At 61.8% G+C, this 20913-nt stretch carries 22 protein-coding genes and 4 pseudogenes; 10 read left to right on the top strand and 16 right to left on the bottom strand.

Annotation, left to right across the window (positions count from 1 at the left end; all coding sequences use genetic code 11):
• Positions 1 to 79 precede the first annotated feature (79 nt).
• The 6 genes and pseudogenes from QNJ43_RS09090 to cobA form a co-directional block, all read right to left on the bottom strand.
• On the bottom strand, positions 80 to 424 hold the full coding sequence (locus QNJ43_RS09090; RefSeq protein ID WP_300469279.1) for a cobalamin B12-binding domain-containing protein: 345 nt from the start codon (positions 422 to 424) through the stop codon (positions 80 to 82).
• Between the two features lie 197 nt (positions 425 to 621).
• Positions 622 to 972: an RcnB family protein gene (locus QNJ43_RS09085; protein ID WP_300469277.1), complete on the bottom strand. Its 351-nt coding sequence runs from the start codon at positions 970 to 972 to the stop codon at positions 622 to 624.
• A gap of 251 nt (positions 973 to 1223) precedes the next feature.
• Positions 1224 to 1490 carry a hypothetical protein gene (locus tag QNJ43_RS09080; protein ID WP_300469275.1) on the bottom strand — a complete coding sequence of 89 codons (267 nt, stop codon included), beginning with the start codon at positions 1488 to 1490 and terminating at the stop codon, positions 1224 to 1226.
• A gap of 180 nt (positions 1491 to 1670) precedes the next feature.
• Entirely contained in the window at positions 1671 to 2660 is a 990-nt protein-coding gene (locus QNJ43_RS09075) for a cobyrinate a,c-diamide synthase (protein WP_300469273.1), read from the bottom strand.
• Positions 2648 to 2920 (bottom strand): hypothetical protein, encoded by a 273-nt coding sequence (locus tag QNJ43_RS09070; protein WP_300469271.1) that lies wholly within the window; start codon positions 2918 to 2920, stop codon positions 2648 to 2650. The genes QNJ43_RS09075 and QNJ43_RS09070 overlap by 13 nt, the downstream gene beginning before the upstream one ends.
• Positions 2917 to 3808: pseudogene (gene cobA / locus QNJ43_RS09065) on the bottom strand (uroporphyrinogen-III C-methyltransferase). The gene QNJ43_RS09070 and the pseudogene cobA overlap by 4 nt, the downstream one beginning before the upstream one ends.
• A gap of 109 nt (positions 3809 to 3917) precedes the next feature.
• On the opposite strand from cobA, the pseudogene QNJ43_RS09060 reads away from it, so the two are divergent.
• The 3 genes and pseudogenes from QNJ43_RS09060 (at position 3918) to QNJ43_RS09050 (ending at position 5766) form a co-directional block, all read left to right on the top strand.
• Positions 3918 to 5016, top strand: a pseudogene (locus tag QNJ43_RS09060) (cobalt-precorrin-5B (C(1))-methyltransferase).
• A complete protein-coding gene (locus tag QNJ43_RS09055; RefSeq protein WP_300469267.1) occupies positions 5009 to 5371 on the top strand; it encodes a precorrin-6A/cobalt-precorrin-6A reductase in 363 nt (120 codons plus the stop codon). The pseudogene QNJ43_RS09060 and the gene QNJ43_RS09055 overlap by 8 nt, the downstream one beginning before the upstream one ends.
• Positions 5332 to 5766: a precorrin-6A/cobalt-precorrin-6A reductase gene (locus tag QNJ43_RS09050; protein ID WP_300469265.1), complete on the top strand. Its 435-nt coding sequence runs from the start codon at positions 5332 to 5334 to the stop codon at positions 5764 to 5766. Before QNJ43_RS09055 ends, QNJ43_RS09050 begins: the two co-directional genes overlap by 40 nt.
• Here QNJ43_RS09050 and QNJ43_RS09045 read toward each other — a convergent pair.
• Both QNJ43_RS09045 and QNJ43_RS09040 read right to left on the bottom strand, forming a co-directional pair.
• On the bottom strand, positions 5711 to 6118 hold the full coding sequence (locus QNJ43_RS09045; protein WP_300469262.1) for a CerR family C-terminal domain-containing protein: 408 nt from the start codon (positions 6116 to 6118) through the stop codon (positions 5711 to 5713). The two genes, QNJ43_RS09050 and QNJ43_RS09045, sit on opposite strands and share 56 nt — an antisense overlap.
• A 471-nt stretch (positions 6119 to 6589) precedes the next feature.
• A complete protein-coding gene (locus QNJ43_RS09040) occupies positions 6590 to 6838 on the bottom strand; it encodes a helix-turn-helix domain-containing protein (protein ID WP_300469260.1) in 249 nt (82 codons plus the stop codon).
• Positions 6839 to 7187: 349 nt separating this feature from the next.
• On the opposite strand from QNJ43_RS09040, the gene QNJ43_RS09035 reads away from it, so the two are divergent.
• The 6 genes and pseudogenes from QNJ43_RS09035 to QNJ43_RS09010 all read left to right on the top strand — a co-directional run bounded on the left by QNJ43_RS09035 (position 7188) and on the right by QNJ43_RS09010 (position 12236).
• Positions 7188 to 8036, top strand: coding sequence for a CoA transferase subunit A (locus QNJ43_RS09035; RefSeq protein WP_300469258.1), 849 nt, complete (start codon positions 7188 to 7190; stop codon positions 8034 to 8036).
• 8 nt (positions 8037 to 8044) lie between these two features.
• Positions 8045 to 8818 carry a CoA-transferase subunit beta gene (locus QNJ43_RS09030; protein WP_300469256.1) on the top strand — a complete coding sequence of 258 codons (774 nt, stop codon included), beginning with the start codon at positions 8045 to 8047 and terminating at the stop codon, positions 8816 to 8818.
• A gap of 137 nt (positions 8819 to 8955) precedes the next feature.
• Positions 8956 to 10154: pseudogene (pcaF, locus tag QNJ43_RS09025) on the top strand (3-oxoadipyl-CoA thiolase).
• A 291-nt stretch (positions 10155 to 10445) separates the two neighbouring features.
• A complete protein-coding gene (locus tag QNJ43_RS09020; protein WP_300469254.1) occupies positions 10446 to 11219 on the top strand; it encodes a FecR domain-containing protein in 774 nt (257 codons plus the stop codon).
• Between the two features lie 231 nt (positions 11220 to 11450).
• The gene (locus QNJ43_RS09015; RefSeq protein ID WP_300469252.1) at positions 11451 to 11879 is read left to right on the top strand and encodes an Hsp20 family protein; all 429 of its coding nucleotides are present in this window, start codon (positions 11451 to 11453) and stop codon (positions 11877 to 11879) included.
• Between the two features lie 105 nt (positions 11880 to 11984).
• Positions 11985 to 12236 carry a DUF1150 domain-containing protein gene (locus QNJ43_RS09010; protein WP_300469250.1) on the top strand — a complete coding sequence of 84 codons (252 nt, stop codon included), beginning with the start codon at positions 11985 to 11987 and terminating at the stop codon, positions 12234 to 12236.
• 226 nt (positions 12237 to 12462) lie between these two features.
• On the opposite strand, the gene ptsN is transcribed toward QNJ43_RS09010, so the two are convergent.
• The 7 genes and pseudogenes from ptsN to QNJ43_RS08975 all read right to left on the bottom strand — a co-directional run bounded on the left by ptsN (position 12463) and on the right by QNJ43_RS08975 (position 18730).
• On the bottom strand, positions 12463 to 12930 hold the full coding sequence (gene ptsN / locus QNJ43_RS09005) for a PTS IIA-like nitrogen regulatory protein PtsN (RefSeq protein WP_300469248.1): 468 nt from the start codon (positions 12928 to 12930) through the stop codon (positions 12463 to 12465).
• 71 nt (positions 12931 to 13001) lie between these two features.
• The gene (gene raiA / locus QNJ43_RS09000; RefSeq protein WP_300469246.1) at positions 13002 to 13583 is read right to left on the bottom strand and encodes a ribosome-associated translation inhibitor RaiA; all 582 of its coding nucleotides are present in this window, start codon (positions 13581 to 13583) and stop codon (positions 13002 to 13004) included.
• Between the two features lie 242 nt (positions 13584 to 13825).
• A pseudogene (rpoN, locus tag QNJ43_RS08995) lies at positions 13826 to 15402 on the bottom strand (RNA polymerase factor sigma-54).
• A gap of 295 nt (positions 15403 to 15697) precedes the next feature.
• Complete coding sequence (lptB, locus tag QNJ43_RS08990; RefSeq protein WP_300469283.1) at positions 15698 to 16435, bottom strand: LPS export ABC transporter ATP-binding protein; 738 nt, start codon at positions 16433 to 16435, stop codon at positions 15698 to 15700.
• Between the two features lie 263 nt (positions 16436 to 16698).
• The gene (locus QNJ43_RS08985; protein WP_300469243.1) at positions 16699 to 17253 is read right to left on the bottom strand and encodes an LptA/OstA family protein; all 555 of its coding nucleotides are present in this window, start codon (positions 17251 to 17253) and stop codon (positions 16699 to 16701) included.
• Positions 17250 to 17972: an LPS export ABC transporter periplasmic protein LptC gene (gene lptC / locus QNJ43_RS08980; protein ID WP_300469241.1), complete on the bottom strand. Its 723-nt coding sequence runs from the start codon at positions 17970 to 17972 to the stop codon at positions 17250 to 17252. Before lptC ends, QNJ43_RS08985 begins: the two co-directional genes overlap by 4 nt.
• Positions 17973 to 18109: 137 nt before the next feature.
• Complete coding sequence (locus QNJ43_RS08975; RefSeq protein ID WP_300469240.1) at positions 18110 to 18730, bottom strand: ribonuclease H-like domain-containing protein; 621 nt, start codon at positions 18728 to 18730, stop codon at positions 18110 to 18112.
• A 529-nt stretch (positions 18731 to 19259) separates the two neighbouring features.
• Here QNJ43_RS08975 and QNJ43_RS08970 point away from each other — a divergent pair.
• Complete coding sequence (locus QNJ43_RS08970; protein WP_300469238.1) at positions 19260 to 19610, top strand: cyclophilin-like fold protein; 351 nt, start codon at positions 19260 to 19262, stop codon at positions 19608 to 19610.
• A gap of 108 nt (positions 19611 to 19718) precedes the next feature.
• Here QNJ43_RS08970 and QNJ43_RS08965 read toward each other — a convergent pair whose 3' ends face one another.
• Entirely contained in the window at positions 19719 to 20624 is a 906-nt protein-coding gene (locus tag QNJ43_RS08965; protein WP_300469235.1) for a hypothetical protein, read from the bottom strand.
• Positions 20625 to 20913 lie beyond the last annotated feature (289 nt).

Here is a 20913-nt window from a genome sequence, read left to right as displayed (position 1 = left end):
CCCCCCCCCCCCCCCCCACGGCCACGAACTCGTCGATGACGCCTTCCGCCTCTCCGGTAACCCGGAAATCGGCATGCTCTTAGATCTCCGGACTGGTCGTGACGTCCAGTCCGCCGATGGCAACCGGCACACCCAACGCCTTGTAGCTTTCGATGATGGCCAGCGTGGAGGGTTGTTGCGGCAGCATGCCGCCGCTCATCACCAGATCGGCGGCGGAGATGTCTTCGTCACTGAGATCTTGCGTATTGTAGTCGATCAGCCGGATGTCCCAGCTTGCCGGAAGCATGGCGGCAACCGTGATCAGGCCGAGCGGCGGTGCGGGATATTTCGCTCCCACCATTTCGCACGTGCCTTGATAGTTCCAGAACGATCCGACCGAGTAACGCGGCTGGATCAGAAGGACCTTGCAGCGGTCTGTCGTCAAGGTGGGGGCTCCTCCGGTTGTGGACGCCAGGTTGAGATGGCAATGAGCCCGCAAAGGTTAGAGGAGGAACGGGGAAGACGGAAGACAAAATGACGTAGGGGTAGTTTGGTGCCAAAGAAAAAGCGCAGCTGCGGAAGGATTTACCGCGTGGCGTTGATGATGGTGGAAATGATGCTAGTCGTGATCGCCACGAGCACTTACTTATCGCCGTGCCGCACCCAGTGATAACCCTCCGGCGGCTTCTTCAGGTGATGGCGATGATAGTCAACCGGCTTGCCGCGATAGGCCTTCGGCATGTGCCCGCCATGCTCCATCCAGGACTGATGGCTGGGCTTCTTTTTCGCAGGCTTCTGGTGATGGCTGCTCGGTGCCTTGGGCTTGCTCTTGTGGCTACTGGGCGCCTTTTGCGGCAGTTTCTTCTTCTGCGACTGGAGCTCCGGGCCTTCGCCCGGGTTTCGGTTCTGCGAAGCGGCAAGCACGGGGTTGGCTGCAACGGCGGCGCTCAGGCCGATAATGACGGCGCTCAGGAGGATCTTGAATTTCTGCATGTGTTCAACTCCGGCGTGTCTGGCCCGTAAGATTGAAAGATCCGTTTGAATAACAGGGGAACGTAGCGTCCCCGGTCAAGAGCAACGGGGTTCCGGGCGTGGATATGCGGCGATTCGAACCGGTGCGGTTCAGATCATGTCGATGCTTTGGGCGAAGGAGGCCTTGTCGGCCTCTCTGATCGAACCCGGGACCACGCGTTGTGGTCCGTGTGCATCAACGATCTCGAAGACGGCCGCGGTCGGATTGGCAATCAGGATTTCGGGGCAGGTTTCTTTTTCGTCGCGTTCTTCTGCTTGTCGTTCTGATGCTGGCTTTTCTGTTCCTTGGGCTTGCTCTTCTGATTCGTCGACGACTTCTGTACCGGCTTCTTTTTCTGGACGTGGACTGCCGGGCCTTCGCCCTTGTTCTGAGTCTGGCTCTGGGCCGGGGGCGGCGAAGCAGCAAGAACGGGGCCGGCTGCGACGGCGGCGCTCAGTCCGATAACGGTGGCGCCCAGAAGGATCTTGAATTTCTGCATGTGTTCAACTCCGGTGTGTGTAACTCGTATGATTGAATGTTCCGTTTGAATAACGGATGAACGTGGCATTCACGGTCACGAGGAACGAATTTTCGGGATTTGGATGTGCGGCGATGGGAACCGGTGCGGATCAGGTCTGGTCTATGACATGGGCGAAGGAATCCATGACGGTCTCCTTCATCAACCCCATGGCCCCGCGTTGGGTTCCCTGGGCATCGACCGCCTCGAAGAGAGGCGGGTCTGATCGGCGCGTTCAGTGCTCGCATAATGGAATTCATGCGCGGTCAGTTCTTGGGCCCAGGGAAGAGGTCCACGCGGCGTCAATCTGCGGTAGCCCAGGTGAAGCCGGGGAGACCGGAAACTCGTTTCCAGCGGCAATAGCCCGGCCATGCGATGAACCGTGCCTTCGGCATCGCAACGCGTCTCGCCCAGAACCATGTAGCCGCCGTATTCGCCATAGACGAGCGCCTTGCGGGCCGCCGCAGCACGGAGATCGGAGCGAAAGCGGTTCGCATGGGCAAGCGTTCCGGCATGAAGCTCGGGATAGCCGCCCGGCAGATAGACGGCGTCGCAATCGGGACCGGGGCCTTCATCGGCAAGTGGCGAGAAAAAGGAAATCTCCGCCCCCCGATTGCGCCAACCCTGCAGGATGTGGGGATAGGCGAAGGGGAAGGCTTCATCCCGCGCAATGGCGATATGCTGGCCGAGCGGGGCCAGTCGCGTGGGGGGCGTGTCGCTGGAGACGCGGCGAAGCGGGCAGGCGATCGCGGCCAGTGCATCGAGGTCGACATTTGCCTCCACCGTATCCGCAGCCTTGTCGAGAAAGGCTGTAAGATCGGCATATTCGCCTGCCTGAACGAGCCCGAGGTGGCGTTCGGGCAAAACAAGTTCCGGCACCCGGGGCAGGGCGTCGATGACCGGCATCACGATCTCACCCAGCGCCTCTTCGATCATCTGAGCGTGGCGCGGGTTGCCGATTTGGTTGAGAATAACGCCGCAGATCCTGGCCGGGCCGTGGTCGCGAAAACCGCGCACCAATGCGGCCACCGACTGCGCCTGTCGGGCCGCATCGACGATGAGGACAATGGGAAGATCAAGAAGTTCGGCCAGTTCCGCCGTCGACCCTCTGCCGTCCGTCGCCGCATCATAAAGGCCCATCACTCCTTCCACGAGCAGCAGCTCGTGTTCCCTTGCCTGTTCGTCGACAAGAGCGCGTAAAAGGGGCTACGCATCGCCCAAGGATCGAGATTGACGCAAGCCACGCCGCTTGCTGCTTCATGGAATTTCGGATCGATATAGTCGGGCCCGACCTTGGCCGAGGCGACAGAGCGGCCGCCTCGCGCAAAAGCTCTCAGCAAAGCGAGGGTCACGACCGTCTTGCCCGAGCCTGATTGCGGGGCGGTAAAAACGAGGCCCGACGCGGCCGTCATCCGGCCTTCGACCGCTCGGCCGGCGATATCCCGGAGGCGTCTTTCCCGTGCCCGAGAGGATCGCAGACGAGTTCTCGTCCCTGCAAGGCGCCGAGCCAGTCGAGGCCCGCGTGCAATCTCACCATATCGCCGACACAGACGACTGCCGGCGGCTCAAGCCCCGCGTCGCTAGCATCCGTTGCCGCGCGCACCAGTGTCGTCTCCACGACACGCTGACCGTCGAGCGATGCGCGGGTCACGATGGCCACCGGCTCGTCGGCTTTGCGTCCGCCCTCGATTAGCTTGGAACAGATCGTCTCCAGATGCTTCATGGCCATGTACATGACGATGACCGGCGCGCCTTTCGCGATGGCTGCCAGTCGAAGGCATCCGGCGTCAGGCCGTTCTGATCGTGGCCTGTCAGCAGGTGACGGCCTGGTTGACGTCGCGATGGGTGAGCGGGATCCCCGCATAGGCAAACCCGCCGATCCCCGCCGTGACGCCGGGAATGACGCGGAACGGCACGCCCGCTTCCACGAGAGACAGAGCTTCTTCTCCGCCTCGCCCGAAAACGAAGGGATCGCCACCCTTGAGACGCAGCACCCGTTTGCCCTCGCGCGCCATCTCTATCAGTCGCAGCGAGATATCGCGCTGTTTCGGCGACGGCTTTCCGCCCCTCTTGCCCGCATAGACGGCTTCCACACCCGGACGCATCCAGTCCAGAATGCCCTTGTCGACAAGCGCGTCATAGACGACGACATCCGCCTGACGCAGCCCGTTCAGCGTGTGCAGCGTGACGAGACCAGGGTCGCCCGGCCCCGCACCGGCCAGCCAGACCCAACCGGGTTCGAATTTCGGAAGAAAGCCGGAGCGCTCAGGCTCGGCGCTTGGATCGAGCGGATACACCATGATCTCCGGTTTTAGCGGCTTGCGATAAAGGTGCAAGGCGGCTTGCCCGGTTTTGCAGCGGCAAACGCATGCTCGTCTTGTAAGACCGGTGCACCTATACTCCGCCGTCATGATCGATCGGACGAAGAAAGCGGCATCGCGCCCGTTGAGGTGCGGCTGGACGACGGGGGCCTGCGCCACCGCCGGGGCCAAGGCGGCATATCACGCGCTTCTGTGCGGAGACTTCCCCGATCCGGCCGAAATTTTGCTGCTCAGAGGAGAGAAGCCGAGCTTTGCGCTTGCCCGGCACGAGCGCGGGGCCGGGTGGTGCTATGCGACGATCGTCAAGGATGCGGGCGATGATCCGGACGTAACCCACGGGGTGCTCGTTGGCGTGCGGGTGCACGAACTGTCGCCGGGCGCAGGCGTCTGCTTCGTGGCAGGTGAGGGCGTCGGTACGGTCACCCTACCGGGCCTACCGATCGAGCCGGGAGAACCTGCGATCAACCCCGTACCGCGCAAGATGATGAAAGCGGCCATCGCCGAGGTCGCCGATTTGCTGGGCGGCAGCGGCGACGTCGAAATCGAAATCTCCATTGCCGACGGTGCGCGGTTTGCGCAAAAGACGGCCAATCCGCGCCTCGGCATCCTCGGCGATCTGTCGGTTCTGGGCACAACCGGTATCGTTCGTCCTTCTTCTGTGCGATCTGGATCGCCTCCATCCTCCGCGGCGTTGATGTCGCGCGCGCAAGCGGACTCAATCATCTCGCCGGATGCACGGGGTCGACGTCGGAAGCTGCGGTGCGCGCGCTTCACGGGCTTTCGGAAACCGCGATGCTCGACATGGGCGATTTCGCGGGCGGCGTGATCAAGTATGTGCGCCAGCATCCCGTGGCGCGCCTGACCATCGGCGGCGGACCCGGCAAGATGGTGAAACTCGCGCAAGGGCTGCTGGATCTTCATTCAAAGCGCGGAAGCGTCGATTTCGCCTGGCTGGTCGATACGATGGCGAAGGTCGGGGCTCCGGCCGCTCTGTTGGAAGAGACGCAAGGCGCCAACACGGCCAAGCAGGTCTTCGACGCCGCTGCCCGCCTGGATTTCGCGTTGGGTGATCTGATCGCCGCAAAGGCACTAGAAACGGTGCGGGCAACGCTTGGGAGCGCCTCCATCGCGCCGATACGGTCGTGGTCGATCGCGAAGGAACAATCGTCGGGAGGGCCGGTGAGTAGACCTTTCACGCTCCTCCTCCTTGCCGGAACGGCCGAAACCCGGGACCTGGCGGGCCGACTGTCGCAAGATGAGTGCATCCGCACGATCGCCTCGCTTGCCGGCGTGACCGCGCGGCCCCTGTCGCTCGACGTGGAGACCCGTAGCGGCGGTTTCGGTGGTATCGAGGGACTTACCGACTATCTGCGCAAGACGGGTGTCGACGGGATCATTGATGCCACCCATCCCTTTGCCGCGCGCATCAACTCAAATGCAGTTGCCGCCTGCAAGGCAACCGCGGCATTCCGTATGTGCGGCTGGAACGCCCGCTCTGGCAGATGTCTGAGGGCGATGTCTGGCATGACGTCGCCATGCTGACGGATGCAGCGGCGATGCTGCCGGAAGGCGCGCGCGTCTTTCTCTGCATCGGACGCAAGGAGGTCGGCGTTTTCGCCGCGCGTCGCGATGTGAGTTTCGTGATGCGAATGATCGAGCCGCCGGAAGCGGGCGCGATCTTGCCGCCCGGCGAAGTCCTGCTCTCACGGTCGGAAGCGGATGCGGCAGCCGAGGCCGCTCTCTTTCGCCGACATGCGATCACGCATCTCGTGGCAAAGAACAGCGGCGACCTCGCCGGCTATGCGAAGATCGAAGCCGCCCGCAAGCTGGGCCTCTCCGTCGTGATGGTCGCACGCCCGCCGTCTTCCGGCGGAACTTGCGTCACGAATGTTGAGGAAGCGGTTCGCTCAGTTGGGGCGTGGATTGCTGCACGCTGATCCCGGGTGAGGCCTGCTTTTTGCGTGCGCACAGAGCCTTGATGCCGGCAACGGAGAAAACCGTCACGTGGTCGGCGAAGCTCGCGATTTCCGCATCCGTGGGATGCGTCGTCGCCGTGGCGTAGAACCCAAGCTGGCTGAGTGCCATCAGCGCGCGACACTGGCTGAGGGTGCTCGTCACGCAAAGCCTGACCGTGGCTTCCGACAGAACGTTGGCGCCGGAGACCATTCGGACCGCTTCAAGGAAATGGGTCTGGGACTTTTCCAGTCCGGCGGAGCGCAAGTCGTCCACCAGACCAGTTGGCTGAACCCTTTCCGCGCGGATCAGGCGCTCCGGCGAGTTATCTTGCACCAGCCACTCCAGACGGTCGACGATGAGGCCTTGAGAACCTTCTCTCCGTCGGTACTCGCCCCGTTATCAGGAGGATGCGGGGGCTCGTAGAGATCGATCTGGCGCTGGAAAACCTGCCGGTACAAGCTCTACTTGTTACCGAAATGATAGTTCACCGAAGCGATGTTGACCTGTGCCGCTTCACAGATATCGGCGACGATAGTATCGCGAAGCCTTTTGCAGCAAAGATCCGACAGGTTGAAAGCAACAGTCTGTCTCGCGTAGAGGCGGCTTGTCGAGGTGGCATGACCATTGGGGCCCTTCCGTTGGGTGCGGGGAAATGCGTATCCTTCCTGACTATTCTCACATGCACTGCGAAAGCGTCTTTGTCCTTGTCGAGACCTCTTGATAGACGGGCCCTCCCAGATTGGATATCCGATACCATACGATTCCGCAATGTCATACCGAAGAGCGGCCAGTCAATATCGACTTTTAGCCTATTTCACGGATGAAAAGCCGTCGGTCCTGGCGCACATACCCCAGTTCCACCAGGGTGAGCAGAAAGCGCCGTGCGGTCGCCCGCGTGAGATCGACGTGACCAGCCACGTCGGTCAGCGTGAGCCCGGCGGGCGCATCGCCCAGGGCCTGCATCACCTTCAACCCACGTTCCTGCGAGCCGACGAACTCCCGCCCACGGGTGATGTCGTCGCGCTCGGCGAGGGCGGTCTCCGGTTGCGTCATTTCTTCTCTCTTCGTCGATGGTATTGTCGATCTTGACAGGGGTGCGGATTGGACGCAATTAGTAATACTATGCGGATTCTAGTTCGTTTTTCGAACAAATGCAACCGGTTCGATCGCTCTGTTTCGCTATGGAAAGGCCGCTTTTGAACCCTGAATGACGTTATGTAACGCTGCGGCTCTATTTATTTGTCTTATTATGTATCAAGCAAACTGACAGAGCGTCCTGCGACCGTTGGCCCGGCCGGTTCAGTAAGAGACGCCGGGAGGAGCGGGGAATGAACAAGAGCAGCGCAAGGCGGCCTCTGGCCGTGTCGCGCTGGCATGACCCAGGGAGAAACGGACGGGTAAAATGGCTAGTATCATGACATTGAAGGATGCCGTCGCTGAGCTGGTGCGCGATGGCGATACGGTGGCGATGGAAGGCTTCACCCACCTGATCCCCTATGCGGCCGGCCACGAGGTGATCCGTCAGAAGTGCACGGGACTGACGACCGTTCGCATGACCCCGGACATTCTCTACGACCAGCTCATCGGCATGGGCTGTGTCGACAAGATGGTCTTCTCCTGGGGCGGCAATCCGGGCGTCGGCTCCCTCCATCGGCTGCGCGATGCGGTGGAGAAGCAATGGTCGAAGCCGATCGTTCTGGAAGAGCACAGCCATGCGGTCATGGCGAACGCCTACGAGGCGGGCGCGGCCGGGCTGCCCTGCTCCATCTTCCGCGGTTACCGCGGCACCGACCTTGCGAAGGTCAATCCGAATATCAAGTCGATCACCTGCCCCTTCACCGGTGAGGTGCTGGCCGCCGTGCCCTCCATTCGCCCCGACGTGGCGATCATCCACGCCAACCGGGCCGATCGGCAGGGCAACGTGCTGATCGAAGGTATTGTCGGCGTCCAGAAGGAGGCGGTGCTGGCCGCCAGGCGCTCCATCGTCACGGTGGAAGAGATCGTCGACGATCTCGCCGCGCCCTCGCCGAATTCCTGCGTTCTGCCGTCCTGGATCGTCTCCGCCGTGGTGGAGGTTCCCGGCGGCGCGCATCCCTCCTACGTCCAGGGCTGCTATCCGCGCGACAACGCCTTCTACAAGAAGTGGGATCCGATCGCCCGCGACCGCGAGGCCTTCACGGCCTGGATGCGGGAAAACGTTCTGGAAAAGGGTCCCGAGGCCTACGCGGCTTTTGCCGGTAAGACGGCTTGAGGGAGGCGATGATGGATTACACTTCCACGGAAATGATGACGATCGCCGCGGCCCGCGCACTTTCCAACGACGACGTCTGCTTCGTCGGCATCGGTATGCCGTCGGCGGCTTGCAACCTGGCCCGTCTCACCCATGCCCCCGATATCACCCTGATTTATGAATCGGGCACCATCGGCACGAAGCCGGAAGTCCTGCCTTTGTCCATCGGCGACGGTGAGCTGTGCGAAACCGCACTGATCATCGTCGCCGTCCCGGAAATGTTCCGTTACTGGCTGCAGGGCGGGCGGATTTCCGTCGGCTTCCTTGGCGGGGCCGAGATCGACAAGTTCGGCAACATCAACTCCACCGTCATCGGCGACTACGACAATCCGAAAGTACGTTTGCCCGGCGGCGGCGGTGCGCCGGAAATCGCCACATCCTGCGGTCAGATCTTCGTGGTCATGAAGCAGGGCAAGCGCAGCTTCGTCGACAAGCTGTCCTTCCGCACGTCGCTCGGACACGGCGAAGGATACGATTCCCGTCAGAAGCTCGGTGTCACCACCAAGGGCCCGAACATGATCGTCACGGACCTGTGCGTCATGCGCCCGGACCCGGAGACGAAGGAGTTCTGCGTCGTTTCCATCCATCCCGGCGCCATCCGCGAGGAGATCGTCGAGGCGACCGGTTGGGACGTGAAGTTCGCTGACGAGGTGAGCGAGACGACGCCACCCAGCGAGCAGGAACTGGCGGTTCTGCGCGCCCTGAATGCCCGCACCGCCGCAGCCCACGGCGAGCAATCCTGAACGGGCGGAGCCCGCTCTGAGTGGATGAAGCCGGGCGCGGGACGCGTCTCAGTGAAATCGCCGCGCGTCGCTTCGTCTGCGCGCGGTGCGCACAAGGACGGCCGAAGAGGATTGGTCGTGAGAGGAAAGCGAAAATCATGAGTGAAGCCTATATCGTCGATTACATCCGCATGCCGATCGGCCGCTTCGGCGGCGCGTTGAGCGCGGTGAGTGCCGACGACCTTGCCGCCGCCTTGCGGGCACTGGTGGAGCACAACCCCTCGCTCGATTTCGGCGCCGTTGACGATGTCATCCTCGGATGCGCCAACCAGGCGGGCGAGGACAACCGCAACGTGGCGCGCATGGCCGTGCTGCTCGCCGGTTTGCCGGAGACGGTTCCCGTCACCACCATCAACCGGCTGTGCGGTTCCGGCATGGATGCAACCCTGGCGGCTGCGCGCATGATCAAGGCCGGCGAGGCCGATCTGGTGATCTCCGGTGGCGTGGAATCCATGTCCCGTGTGCCCTTCGTCATGCCCAAGGCGACCAGCGCCTTTTCGCGCAATGCCGAGATCTACGACACGACGATCGGCTGGCGTTTCGTCAATCCGGTGCTGAAGAAGCAGTACGGCGTCGATTCCATGCCCGAGACGGGCGAGAACGTCGCCGCCGACTTCTCCGTTTCCCGCGCCGATCGGGATGCTTTTGCCGTGCGCTCGCAGGAAAAGACGGTCGCCGCTCAGGAAAACGGACGTCTGGCGAAGGAAATTGTCTCCGTCACCATCCCGCAACGCAAGGGCGATCCGATCGTCGTCGACAAGGACGAGCATCCGCGTCCCGGCACCACGGTCGAAAAGCTCGGCAAGTTGCCGACCCCGTTCCGGGAAAACGGATCGGTCACCGCGGGCAATGCCTCCGGTATCAATGGACGGCGCGGCCGGTCTGATCATCGCTTCGGAAGTTGCCGTCAACAAATACGGCCTGACGCCGATCGCGCGCATTCTGGGTGGGGTGGCCGCCGGTGTGGCGCCGCGCATCATGGGCTTCGGTCCGGCCCCGGCCTCCAGGAAGCTGATGACCCGCCTCGGTCTCAAGGTGGCGGATCTCGACGTGATCGAGCTGAACGAGGCCTTCGCCTCCCAGGGCATCGCGGTGCTCAGGGATCTGGGCGTGGCGGTTGATGCCGATTTCGTCAATCCCAATGGCGGCGCCATCGCGCTCGGCCACCCGCTCGGTATGTCGGGCGCCCGCATCACGGGCACGGCCGCTCTGGAACTAGCGCGGTGCCAAGCGCGCACTTGCCACCATGTGCATCGGCGTCGGCCAGGGCATCGCCTGCGCGTTGGAAGCCGTCTAGCGCTCAAAAGGCCTTCCAGACCTGTCCCGAGAAGTCGCGGCACATGCCGCGGCTTTTCTTTTTCTGGGCCGTGAGCATCAAGGTCTCTTGATCGCCCGACCCGGTCGGATACCCTGAAACCTGTCGTTGCGTGATGGAGGGCACAGCATTGTCGTGCCTTCCCTGTTTAGCTTGAATACTGTCACTCTCATTTCGCATTTCGCCGGTGCGGTCCCTCATCCGGCGCCAATGGCTGTCACGCGAGTGACTGTCGTGCAAGCAAGCTGGTGCAACTGAAAAGGGCGGTATGCCTTGATTCGCCACCTCATTCTCGACCTCGCTCTGATAGGCCTTGCCCCCGGTTCGGTCGCAGCGGCGGAAGTGATCGGTTCGGCTTATGCGATCACCGGGACGGTTACCGGCCAGCCACCTGCGCAAGCCCGGCATCTCCTGTCGACTGGCAGCAAGGTCCATTTCAACGAGCGCGTTCAGGCGCGGCCCTCCGGCAAGGGGCAATTCCGCTTTGTCGGCGGCTCGCGTTTCGTGGTCGGCGGCGGCAGCGTCGTGGTGCTCGATGAGTTCGTCTTCAACGGGAACGCGGTACGCGCCAGGCTTGGTATCACGAAAGGCACCTTGCGGTTCCTTGGTTCCGGGGCACGGTCCGGGCGTGACGAGATCTCGATCACGACCCCCGTTGCCGTCGTTGGGATCCGGGGAACGGTCGTGGACGTGACCCATCATGACGGGCGCACCGCCTTCCTGCTGCTGCACGGCAGCGCGCAGGTCTGCCGGCGTGGCGGCGCCTGCCAACTGGTGACGGAACCGTGCACCGGCGTCATGGTGGAAAGCGGCGTTTCCGCAATTCAACGCCGCGATGCGTCCGCGCTGGAGAACGATTTCCCCTTGCTGGCGGCACAATCCGAATTGTGGCCGGACTATCGCGTCGATACGACCTGTGGCGTCAGCGCGAAGGCTCAACCCGTCGAGCGAGGCGGCGGTACGAGCGAGGGCCAGAGAGGGGGGCACTCCGGTTCCGGGCAGAGTGGCGGAGGCGGTGGCGTCGGTTCCACGGACTCGAAGGACTGACCGTCTGCTGGCCTGACCGAGGCGTGATATCTACAACCTCATTCGGGCGACGACACAATTTCTCCACCATGATGGTGAGCAGGAAATGGGCGTGTTCTTGAACAGGGAGAATAAACTGCCCATATTCATGGACGGAGGGCGGACCGACACGGTTCGACCGGATGCCGATTTCAGGTCCGGGTCTAGCAAGATCGCTAAGGCCAAGGTCGCTTAAGGAAAAGGACTTTGACAATGTCGCGTCTCTCGGCGTTTTCGAGCCCGTTGTTGCTTGGTTTCGACGATATCGAACGGGTTTTGGACAGCGTATCGAAAGCCGCCAATGATGGGTATCCGCCCTACAATATTGAGCGGATCCCACGCAGCGAGGACCAGGGAGAGATCCTTCGGATCACGCTTGCGGTGGCCGGGTTCACCAGCGATCAGCTCGATGTGACGGTCGAGGAAAATCAACTCGTCATCCGCGGTCGACAGACCGAGGACAACAACTGCCAGTACCTGCACCGCGGCATTGTCGCCAGGCAGTTCCAACGCACGTTCGTATTGGCGGAAGGCATCGTCATCTTGGGTGCCGACTTGAAGGACAGACTGCTTTCGATCGATCTGGTTCGTCCCGAGCCGAAACGCACCGTGCGCCGGATCGAAATCCTCGCGCACGATTGAGCAGGCCCGGGGCTTCGTCCGCCCGTGTTTCCTCAGCCTCGGCAGGGATCACGCAAGGTCGGGAGCGTATGACCGTAACGGCCCATAACCCAGGAGCGATCGTTCATGACCGATAACCTGAAAACAATGCATGAGGAAGCCTTCGCTCAGCTGGGAGACGGCCACGTCGCCTATATTCGCCAGCTCCGTTCGGAAGATGTCAATCACCTCTTCCCGACGGCGCCGCAAATGGCCGGGGGCTTGAAACTGTGGGCACTTCTGGGTGCCGACGGTTCGCCCATCATGCTTTCCGACAGCCGCGATGCGATCCTCGCCAATGCGGTGGAGAACGAACTGACGCCCGTCAGCGTGCACTGATTCGCCCGTCTCAGGGTTGATCGGAAATTCTGAAATTCAGCCGAGCGACGCCGGAGACGACGTCGCTTTTTCTTTGTCCGCCTCGATGCCGTGTCCGCACTCGATGACGGATGCCGGACGCGTAAGCATCCTCCGTGGCGAGCCGCTCCCTCGGCTGCTATCGGGAATTCCATCAAGGCCTTTTCGGTAAGTGTTTGCTGGTTAAAGCGGCCCGACTTCGAAAGCCTCAGGCGGCGTTGGATGCGCTGGACTGGGTCATCAACAGGGCATAGATTGCGGCCGCATCGATGCTGGCGCGCAGCTTGGCGGCAATGCCGGGATCGCGAAGCTGGCGCGCGATACGGGCAAGTGCCTTCAGGTGGTCGGCTCCGGCGCCTTCCGGGGCCAGCAGCAGGAACACGAGATCGACCGGCTGATCGTCCAGCGCGTCGAAGTCGATCGGCCGTTCCAGCCGCGCGAACACGCCAACGAGCCGGTTGAGCGCCACGGGTTTGCCGTGCGGTATGGCAATGCCGTGCCCGATGCCCGTCGAGCCCAGCCGTTCCCGCTGCAGCAGCGTGTCGAAGATATCGCGTTCCGGCAGTCCGGTGATACCGGCTGCCTTGGCCGCCAGTTCCTGAATGACCTGCTTCTTGGAGTTCACCTTGAGCGCCGGAATGATGGCGTCTGCGGTGATGAGGTCGCTCAAATCCATTTTATCAGCTCATATGGCTTTGCCGCGCGCACATATGTTCGCGCGGCCTGCTTCAAATGATCGTAGCCCGCTCAGGAAGCCTTGGTCTCCGAAAGGGAGGAAGCGATCCAACCGATATTGCCGTCCTTGCGCCGATAAACGATGTTGAGGCTGCCATTACCCGCATTCCGGAACATTACTACCGGAGTCTCGGTGAGGTCGAGGTCCATGACAGCTATGCCAACGGTCAGCGTCTTCACGCGAGACGGCGTCTCGGCGATGACGACGGGATGGAAGTTCTCCTCGACTTCCTCGTCCTCGTCCGGCGAGGCCAGCACATAGGACGTGGCTTCCGTCACTTCGCGTGCGGCGCCGTTCGGGTAGTGCTCCTTGAGTTTGCGCTTGTAGCGACGCAGCCGCTTCTCGATGCGATCGCAGGCCTGATCGAAACTTGCACGCGGATCCTGCGATTCAGCCGAAGCCTGCAGGACGATGCCGGTATCGAGCCGGATCTTGCATTCTGAACGGTACCCGGAGCCTTCGCGTCCGAGAGTGACCGTGGCGTCGTATCCGCTGTCGAAATATTTGGATAGGGCGTCATCAATCCGCTCTTCGACATGCGTGCGCATAGAATCGCCGACATCGACGTTCTTTCCCGAAATCTGCAAGGTCATGGAGTTCCTCTGACGTTGTATGGGTCGATTTGAGCGGCGAACCGTATTTAGGTGCCGTCAGCCCGGACCGCTTGCCGCGGCGTTCGAAGGATATCACGACCATCCTTCTTGTGCCGCATCTTCTGTCGCGTGAGGTAATCTCGATTGAACGAGCCCGGACTTCTAAGTCGGCCATGCCGGTAAGTCAATTGGCACTGTCGAAGCGTTTTTGCGCACTAGCGTTTCCTTGGGTTCGCGCTGTCTTATCCGCGTTTTTCTCGCCGCCACTGTACGGAGGAGGGGATGCGCAATGACTCGCGATACTTGGCCACCGTCCGCCGGGCGATATCGATGCCCGCCTGCTTGAGCAGACTCACGATCGTGTAGTCGGAAAGGATCGCATCCGGCTTTCCTGATCGATCATCTGCCGGATGCGATGGCGCACCGCTTCCGCCGAATGCGCGTCCCCGCCCTGGTGGTACGCGATTGCGGATGTGAAGAAGTACTTGAACTCGAATATCCCCCGCGTCGCCGCCATGTACTTGTTCGAGGTCACGCGTAAGACGGTCGATTCGTGCATGCCGATCGCATCGGCGACGGTCCTGAGGTTCAGCGGGCGCAGATACTGCACGCCGTGGGTCAGGAAGGCGTCATGCTGACGCACGATCTAGGTCGCCACCTTGACGATGGTCTTGGCGCGCTGGTCGAGGCTCTTCACCAGCCAGTTCGCCGTCTGCAGGCAATCGATCAGGTAGGCCTTCTCGGTTTTGTTGCGCGCCGTCTTCTGGACGGTGGCGTAATAGGTTTTGTTGACCAGAACCTTGGGCAGGTTGTTGTTGTTGAGTTCGATCGACCATCCGCCGTCGGCGGTCGGACGCATGATCACGTCGGGCACCATCGGCTGAACCAGCACCCGCGCCGAAGGCGCTGCCGGGACGCGGATTGAGCACTTGATCTCGCGGATCATGTCCGCCAGATCCTCGTCATCCACGCCGCACAGCTTCTTCAACGCGGACAGATCGCGTTTGGCGAGAAGCTCGATATTGTCGAGAAGCGCTGCCATGGCGGGATCGAAGTGGTTCTTCTCCTGCAATTGCAGGCGCAGGCACTCGGACAAAGACGCCGGTGGGCTCAAGCGTTTGCAGGCGTCCCAGAACGCTCTCCACCTGCTCGGGCTCCGCTCCAAGCCGCTCGGCGATCTCGCCGAGATCGGCGCGCAGATAACCCGCCTCGTCCAGATTGTCGATCAGGTTCCCGGCAATGACCCGCTCCGCTGATCGGTGATCACCAGAGCCATCTGCTCGTGCAGGTGATCGGACAGCGAAATGTCTCGGCGACGAAGCTCTCCAGGTTGTAGCCTTCCTTCCGAGGAGGTCGCCCCCCGGCTTGTCCCCTGTTGCCACGGATCTCCGGCCAGCGCCCCCGGATCGCTCGGGCCGGGCTGCGAATCGTCCTGATAGACATTTTCGAAATCGGTATCGAGCTTGTCGGCGATCGTCCCCGGTTCGCGCTCGATCTGCGTATCGATCCAGTCCGAGCCTTCCGCCCGTTCGCCCAAGCCCCTATTCCCGTCACCGGAAGAGCCTTCCGCGCCCTCCTGTCTGCCCTCTCCGCCCGTATCTCCCTGATCCCGGGTTTGGTCGGAGGCCTGATCCTGAGCAGAGCCCGGTGCATCCTCGCTCTCGCCGCGTTCCAGCAGCGGATTGCGCTCCACCTCCGCGTCCACATAGGCGACGAGATCCAGATTGGAGAGCTGCAACAGATTGATCGCCTGCATGAGCTGCGGCGTCATCACCAGGGGCTGGCTCTGGCGTACCTCTAGTCTGGGAGCGATGGCCATAGACGCTTGGCGGTTCTGTTGCGGTAAACTGGTTCAATTCTTACTTTTGCTTTCTTACACTACGTGCGAGGTTCGTTCAAAGTGTAAACGGCCCTGACGTAACCGTCGAAAGCATAAGAGGGGGATGACGGTGGAGGCAAAGCAGGCGCAAGGGTAGCAAATATCCTGAGAGGTTGCGGTGTTGCGCGCTGGAGATGTGGAGGAAAGGGGTGCGAAACCGTGCCGCGGTCTGCCCCGATCGCACATGCGGACAGGACAGGGCCGGTCTCAGAAGTGCAGTCTCAGACGCGCGATCTCAGAACGTGAACTGTTCGCCGAGATACAGTCGACGCACGTCCGGGTCGTCCACGATATCGTGCGGCAGTCCTTCGGTGAGCACTTTGCCGGACGCGATGATGTAGGCGCGGTCGATCAGACCCAGCGTTTCGCGCACGTTGTGATCGGTGATCAGAACGCCGATGCCGCGCTGGGTGAGATGGTGCACGAGCTGCTGGATGTCGCCGACCGCGATCGGGTCGATGCCGGCGAAGGGCTCGTCGAGCAGCATGAAGGCCGGACGGCTTGCCAGGGCCCGCGCGATTTCCACACGCCGCCGTTCGCCGCCCGACAGGGCGATGGAGGGGGATTTCCGCAGATGCGTGACGCCGAATTCCGCAAGCAGCGCATCGAGCTCTTCCGCCCGGCGCTTTCGGTTCGGCTCCACCACCTCCAGCACGGCGCGGATATTGTCTTCCACGCTCAGGCCCCGGAAGATCGAGGCTTCCTGCGGCAGGTAACCGATGCCGAGGCGCGCGCGCCTGTACATGGGCAGGCGCGTGATATCGAATCCGTCGAGACGGATCGCACCGTGATCGGGCTGGATCAGGCCGGTAATCATGTAGAAGACGGTGGTCTTGCCCGCGCCGTTGGGGCCCAGCAGCCCGACCGCTTCCCCGCGCCGAACCGACAGGCTGACGTCCTTGACGATCCGCCGCCGCCGATAGCTCTTGCCGATGCTCTCGACGATGAGCGCATCGCCTTCGGCCTCCGGCACGCGGCCGTCTCCGAGATCGCCTGAACCGACGTCGCTGGACCCGATATCACCGAGCCCGGCACCGGCACGGCGCTTTCGGGAAAACGGCAGCGGAAAAGGGAAAAGTCTCAAGAGCTCTTGTCTCGATCAGGGGCCGGCGGTAGCGGCTGCCCGGAGGACTTTTCGTAAAGCCTTTGTCCGAACCTGTCGAGACGCTGTGCACATTCAACAGGCACGTCCTGCAGCGGATTGCACGCCGGTTCGAGCAGATTATGGGCGGATATTCAGTTCGTACCCGCGTTCTTGTCCCGAAGGTTGTTGGGCGTGATCAGGACTTTCACGCGTCCCTTGCGCGGGGCTTCGAGATCGACCGTGCCGGTCTTCAGGTTCACGGTAAGCTGACTGCCCACGACCACGTTCGGGCCCTGCGACAGCACCACTTCCTTGCCGGACAGCACCAGCACCTCGCGGTTCATGTCGAAGGAGGCATGGTCGCCGGTCACCGCCTGGTCCTTGGAAGAGATCAGCACCGTGCCGCTCGCCTCCATGCACGAAATCCGGCTCTGCACCGCCTGGCCCGCCGCCGACCCCGCATAGTAGATCTTCAGGCGCTGGGTCTTCAGCGTGGCATCGCCCTGGCGCACCACCACGTCGCCGACGAACAGCGCCGTGTGGTCCTTGTCCTGGACGTTGAGTTCCTTCGCCTCGATTTGGATCGGTTCGCGGTCATTGGATCCAAAACCGGCGAAGCTGTCGGAAAAGGTCTGGGCGGCAGCGGGTGGAACGAGTGCGAAAGCCGCAGCGAGCAGAATGCCTGCGATGGGCAGGATACGGATCATCGGGCTTTTCCCTCTTTGGCCGTGTCGCTCATGCGGGCGGGGTGAAGGGTCATTTTTACTCCGTCCGTAAAATGGACGCTTTCGCCGTTGTCTGCAACCGAGATCCGACCGGCATTGAAGGTTCCCTGATCGGATGTCACATGAATCGTGTCATCCGACAGGATGGATCCGTCCTTGAGGTCGACTTCCGCCCCACTCAGCGTGACGTGGTAGCCGCGGCTCCATTCGAGCTTGATGCCATCCGACAGCTTGAGCCGTTCCCGACCGCTGTCATAGATGCCGTGCGGCGCGGTGAACGCCACCCATTCCTTGGGGCTCAGTTTCACCCGCGCATCGATTTCTTCCAGATTGATGATCTTTGGATTGATCAGGCTCTGGATCGCCCGCTTCGCGGTCACCCGGTAGGAGCGGTCACCGTCATGGCCGGAAAGCTCCGGATTGGTCATGACGATGCCTTCGGACGTGATGTCGACGGCGCCGATATCGAACCCGGGCAGGAGGTTGCGCAGCATCATCGTGCCGACGACCCCCAGCACGATCAGTCCGCTGATGGCGGGCAGAAGTCGCTTCAGCCAGTGCACGCGCGTGGAATGGCGCCGCGCAGAACGACGCTCGCGCTCCCGCCGTTCCGGGCTTTGCATACTCCAGAGCCGGGAAGGTTGGGCGGCGGCAACTCCCTCAGCGGAGTTCAGGCCGATCTGGTCCGTTCGCTGATCCATCTCGCGTGGGTACGGAATACGCTTGCGCACCCTTATAGGCCTTATTCTGGCGCTTGTAGAACGTAAGTGACCGGACGAACGCGGCCAAGGGGAACAAGACAAGATGGCACCGGAGTGCCGGGCCTCACGAACCGACCTTACGAATGGGCGAAGATATCGACTTCGGACCACCCGGCAAGATCGAGCGCCGCCCTTGTGGGCAGGAATTCGTAGCAGGCCCGCGCGATCTCCGTGCGTCCTTCCCGTTCCAGCCGGATCACGAGCTCGTTGCGCATCGCGTGCAGATATAGCACATCGGACGCGGCATAGTTGAGCTGCGCCTCGCTCAGCTCCTCGGCGCCCCAGTCCGAGCTCTGTTGCTGCTTGGACATTTCCACGCCGATGAGTTCCCGCGCCAGATCCTTGAGGCCATGCCGATCGGTATAGGTGCGCACCAGCTTGGAGGCGATCTTGGTGCAGAAGACCGGATTGGTGTCGATCCCCAGACCGTTCTTCAGCGCAGCGATGTCGAAGCGGGCGAAATGGAAGATCTTGACCCGGTCTGGATCGCTCAGAAGACGCGCAAGATTGGGGGCTTCCGTCTGGCTCTGGGCAATCTGCACCACGTCGACCGACCCGTCGCCCAGCGACAGCTGCACCACGCACAGCCGGTCGCGATGCGGCTGCAGGCCCATCGTCTCGGTGTCGACGGCAACAGCGCCCTTCTCGGGATAGGCGTCGAGAGAGGGCAAATCACCCTTGTGCAGGCGGATGGTCATTCGGGATGTCTCACTGGAATCGAAAAAAGAAAGCCCTTGGGAATATGGCTCCCCGGTGCGTCGGTCCCGTGTATGCCAGAACCCCGGGGCCCTGCCAACCGTCGCGGTGTCTCGCCTGCGGGCAAGATGCCTCGGCGCTGTGCGGATCCCGCAACGTGATTGCGCAAACGCCTGATCGATGAACCTCGCTCATCAATGGCAGTGGCGCACGAGGGATAGTTGCCCGCCCGCCAATATCTACATCACTCCGCGAGCAAAAAACTGAGTGCCCGACCCGGAACCTCGCCGCTTCCCGCGTTTGCGACGTCCGGCGAAATGGATCCAGCCGACGGCCTCGGTCCCGTTTGCCGATGTGTCGACAATGGCACTGTCGTCTCGGGTGATGTCACACGAAAAGAGGCGCGCAAGAATGGGGTGAGGGGAACCTTCAAGGTTAGGCGGCAGATGTTCGCGCCGTCTTGTTCTGGGCAGCGCTCTGGCGCCCATTGTTGCACCGAAGGGGCTTTGGGCCCAGGAAACCGAGGTTCGGATGCGTATTCTCTGCCGCTTCGCAGATCAGGAATTCACCGTCACACTGAATGACAGTCGGCCGGCGCGGGATCTCTTCTCCCTTCTGCCGCTCGATCTGTCCATCGAGGACTATTCCAGCAACGAGAAGATCGCCTATCCGCCGCGCAAGCTGGAACTGGGCGGCAGCGGCCATTTCTCCGACGGGCGCGCCGGGGACTTCTGCTACTACGCGCCCTGGGGCGACATCGTCTTCTTCTATCGCGATTACAGCTATGCTCCGGGCCTCGTGCGGCTCGGGCGACTGGACGGTCCCGTCGATCCGTTGCTGGTGCGCGGCGAATATCCCTTGAGGATCGAGAAAGCCGACTAGGAACGCCAGCGACCGCACTAACCCGGTGAGGTGAGGGGACGTCATTCATGAGTGGCGTTCATGCCCGGCATGTCATTTTGCGCCGATACCCCGCCCGGGGCCCGGCGATTATGGTCCGCTCTCACGATTTTCCAGATTGCCGAGCCTGCGCCCCGAGTGAGGCGGGTGGCCTTGTCTCCCGTGGCCGGAGAGCCCGCTTGTTTCCGGCCCGATGACGGCAATGGCAATCCATCCGAGCAATGAGCCTTTCGATGTCCGATGCTGCCGACACCATGATCCGTTTGCGCAACCGCTTTTACGAGGGCGAGCGCCCCCTTTTCGGGCTGACAGATGCGGAACTGGAGGATATCCGCTTCTATCCTGGTGAATCCGCCCTGAAGCACAGTGTTGACATTCGAGCACAGTGCTGACATTCGCGCACGCAATTGTGAATTCATGGGCAAGTACCCTTTCTGGCACAGCAAATGCGTGACCATCGAGGATTGTCTTTTCACCGTCTACGCCCGTGCCGCCATCTGGTATGCGCGCAATCTCACCATGCGCGATTGCCGGGTCGAGGCGCCGAAGATGTTCCGGTGCATCTCGCATCTCACGATCGAGAATTCGTCCTTCCCCAATGCGGCCGAAACGCTGTGGAACTGCGATCACGTCCGCCTGCGCAATGTGGATCTGAGCGGTGTGGACTATGTCTTCATGAACGGTGCCGACATCGAGATCGACGCAATGAAGCTCGCCGGCAACTACTCGTTTCAGGATGTCCGCAATATCGTGATCCGCAACAGCGAGATTTCCTCCAAGGATGCCTTCTGGGGCTCGCAAAACGTCACCATCCATGACGTCGTTCTCGACGGCGAATATCTCGGCTGGCATTCGAAAAATCTGCGACTGGTGAATTGCGCCGTCCGCGGCGAGCAGCCCCTGTGCTATGCCTCGGGATTCGTGATGGAAAACTGCCGCATGGACGAAACCGACCTCGCCTTCGAAATATTCGACGGTGCAGGTGGATGTGATCACCGCGATCCCCAGTGTGAAGAACCCGAGAGGGGGACGGATCCATGCCCGCAGCATCGACGAGAACTGTATCGATCCGAACCTTTGCAAGATCGAAACGGATCGTCACAACGCAGCCTGAAGCATGACCTACGCTTTCGACACAGTCATTCCCCGCCATGGCACCGATTCCTTCAAATGGAACGTGTCCGGCGATCCCGAAAACCTGCCCATGTGGGTCGCGGACATGGATTTCCGCACCGCCCCGGCCGTCATCGAGGCGCTGCAGCGGCGCGTTGCGCACGGTATCTTC

Origin of the sequence: Breoghania sp., from assembly GCF_030066895.1 — a bacterium.
In the GTDB taxonomy this organism is placed as follows: domain Bacteria; phylum Pseudomonadota; class Alphaproteobacteria; order Rhizobiales; family Stappiaceae; genus Breoghania.
This window is presented reverse-complemented; position numbering and strand designations above follow the sequence as displayed.

Coding starts and splice junctions, on each gene's coding strand:
- QNJ43_RS09085 (WP_300469277.1), bottom strand. CDS start 972: ATGCAGAAATTCAAGATCCTCCTGAGCGCCGTCATTATCGGCCTGAGC.
- QNJ43_RS09080 (WP_300469275.1), bottom strand. CDS start 1,490: ATGCAGAAATTCAAGATCCTTCTGGGCGCCACCGTTATCGGACTGAGC.
- QNJ43_RS09070 (WP_300469271.1), bottom strand. CDS start 2,920: ATGACGGCCGCGTCGGGCCTCGTTTTTACCGCCCCGCAATCAGGCTCG.
- QNJ43_RS09050 (WP_300469265.1), top strand. CDS start 5,332: ATGTCTGAGGGCGATGTCTGGCATGACGTCGCCATGCTGACGGATGCA.
- QNJ43_RS09040 (WP_300469260.1), bottom strand. CDS start 6,838: ATGACGCAACCGGAGACCGCCCTCGCCGAGCGCGACGACATCACCCGT.
- QNJ43_RS09035 (WP_300469258.1), top strand. CDS start 7,188: ATGGCTAGTATCATGACATTGAAGGATGCCGTCGCTGAGCTGGTGCGC.
- QNJ43_RS09030 (WP_300469256.1), top strand. CDS start 8,045: ATGATGGATTACACTTCCACGGAAATGATGACGATCGCCGCGGCCCGC.
- QNJ43_RS09015 (WP_300469252.1), top strand. CDS start 11,451: ATGTCGCGTCTCTCGGCGTTTTCGAGCCCGTTGTTGCTTGGTTTCGAC.
- QNJ43_RS09010 (WP_300469250.1), top strand. CDS start 11,985: ATGACCGATAACCTGAAAACAATGCATGAGGAAGCCTTCGCTCAGCTG.
- ptsN (WP_300469248.1), bottom strand. CDS start 12,930: ATGGATTTGAGCGACCTCATCACCGCAGACGCCATCATTCCGGCGCTC.
- raiA (WP_300469246.1), bottom strand. CDS start 13,583: ATGACCTTGCAGATTTCGGGAAAGAACGTCGATGTCGGCGATTCTATG.
- QNJ43_RS08985 (WP_300469243.1), bottom strand. CDS start 17,253: ATGATCCGTATCCTGCCCATCGCAGGCATTCTGCTCGCTGCGGCTTTC.
- lptC (WP_300469241.1), bottom strand. CDS start 17,972: ATGGATCAGCGAACGGACCAGATCGGCCTGAACTCCGCTGAGGGAGTT.
- QNJ43_RS08975 (WP_300469240.1), bottom strand. CDS start 18,730: ATGACCATCCGCCTGCACAAGGGTGATTTGCCCTCTCTCGACGCCTAT.
- QNJ43_RS08970 (WP_300469238.1), top strand. CDS start 19,260: ATGCGTATTCTCTGCCGCTTCGCAGATCAGGAATTCACCGTCACACTG.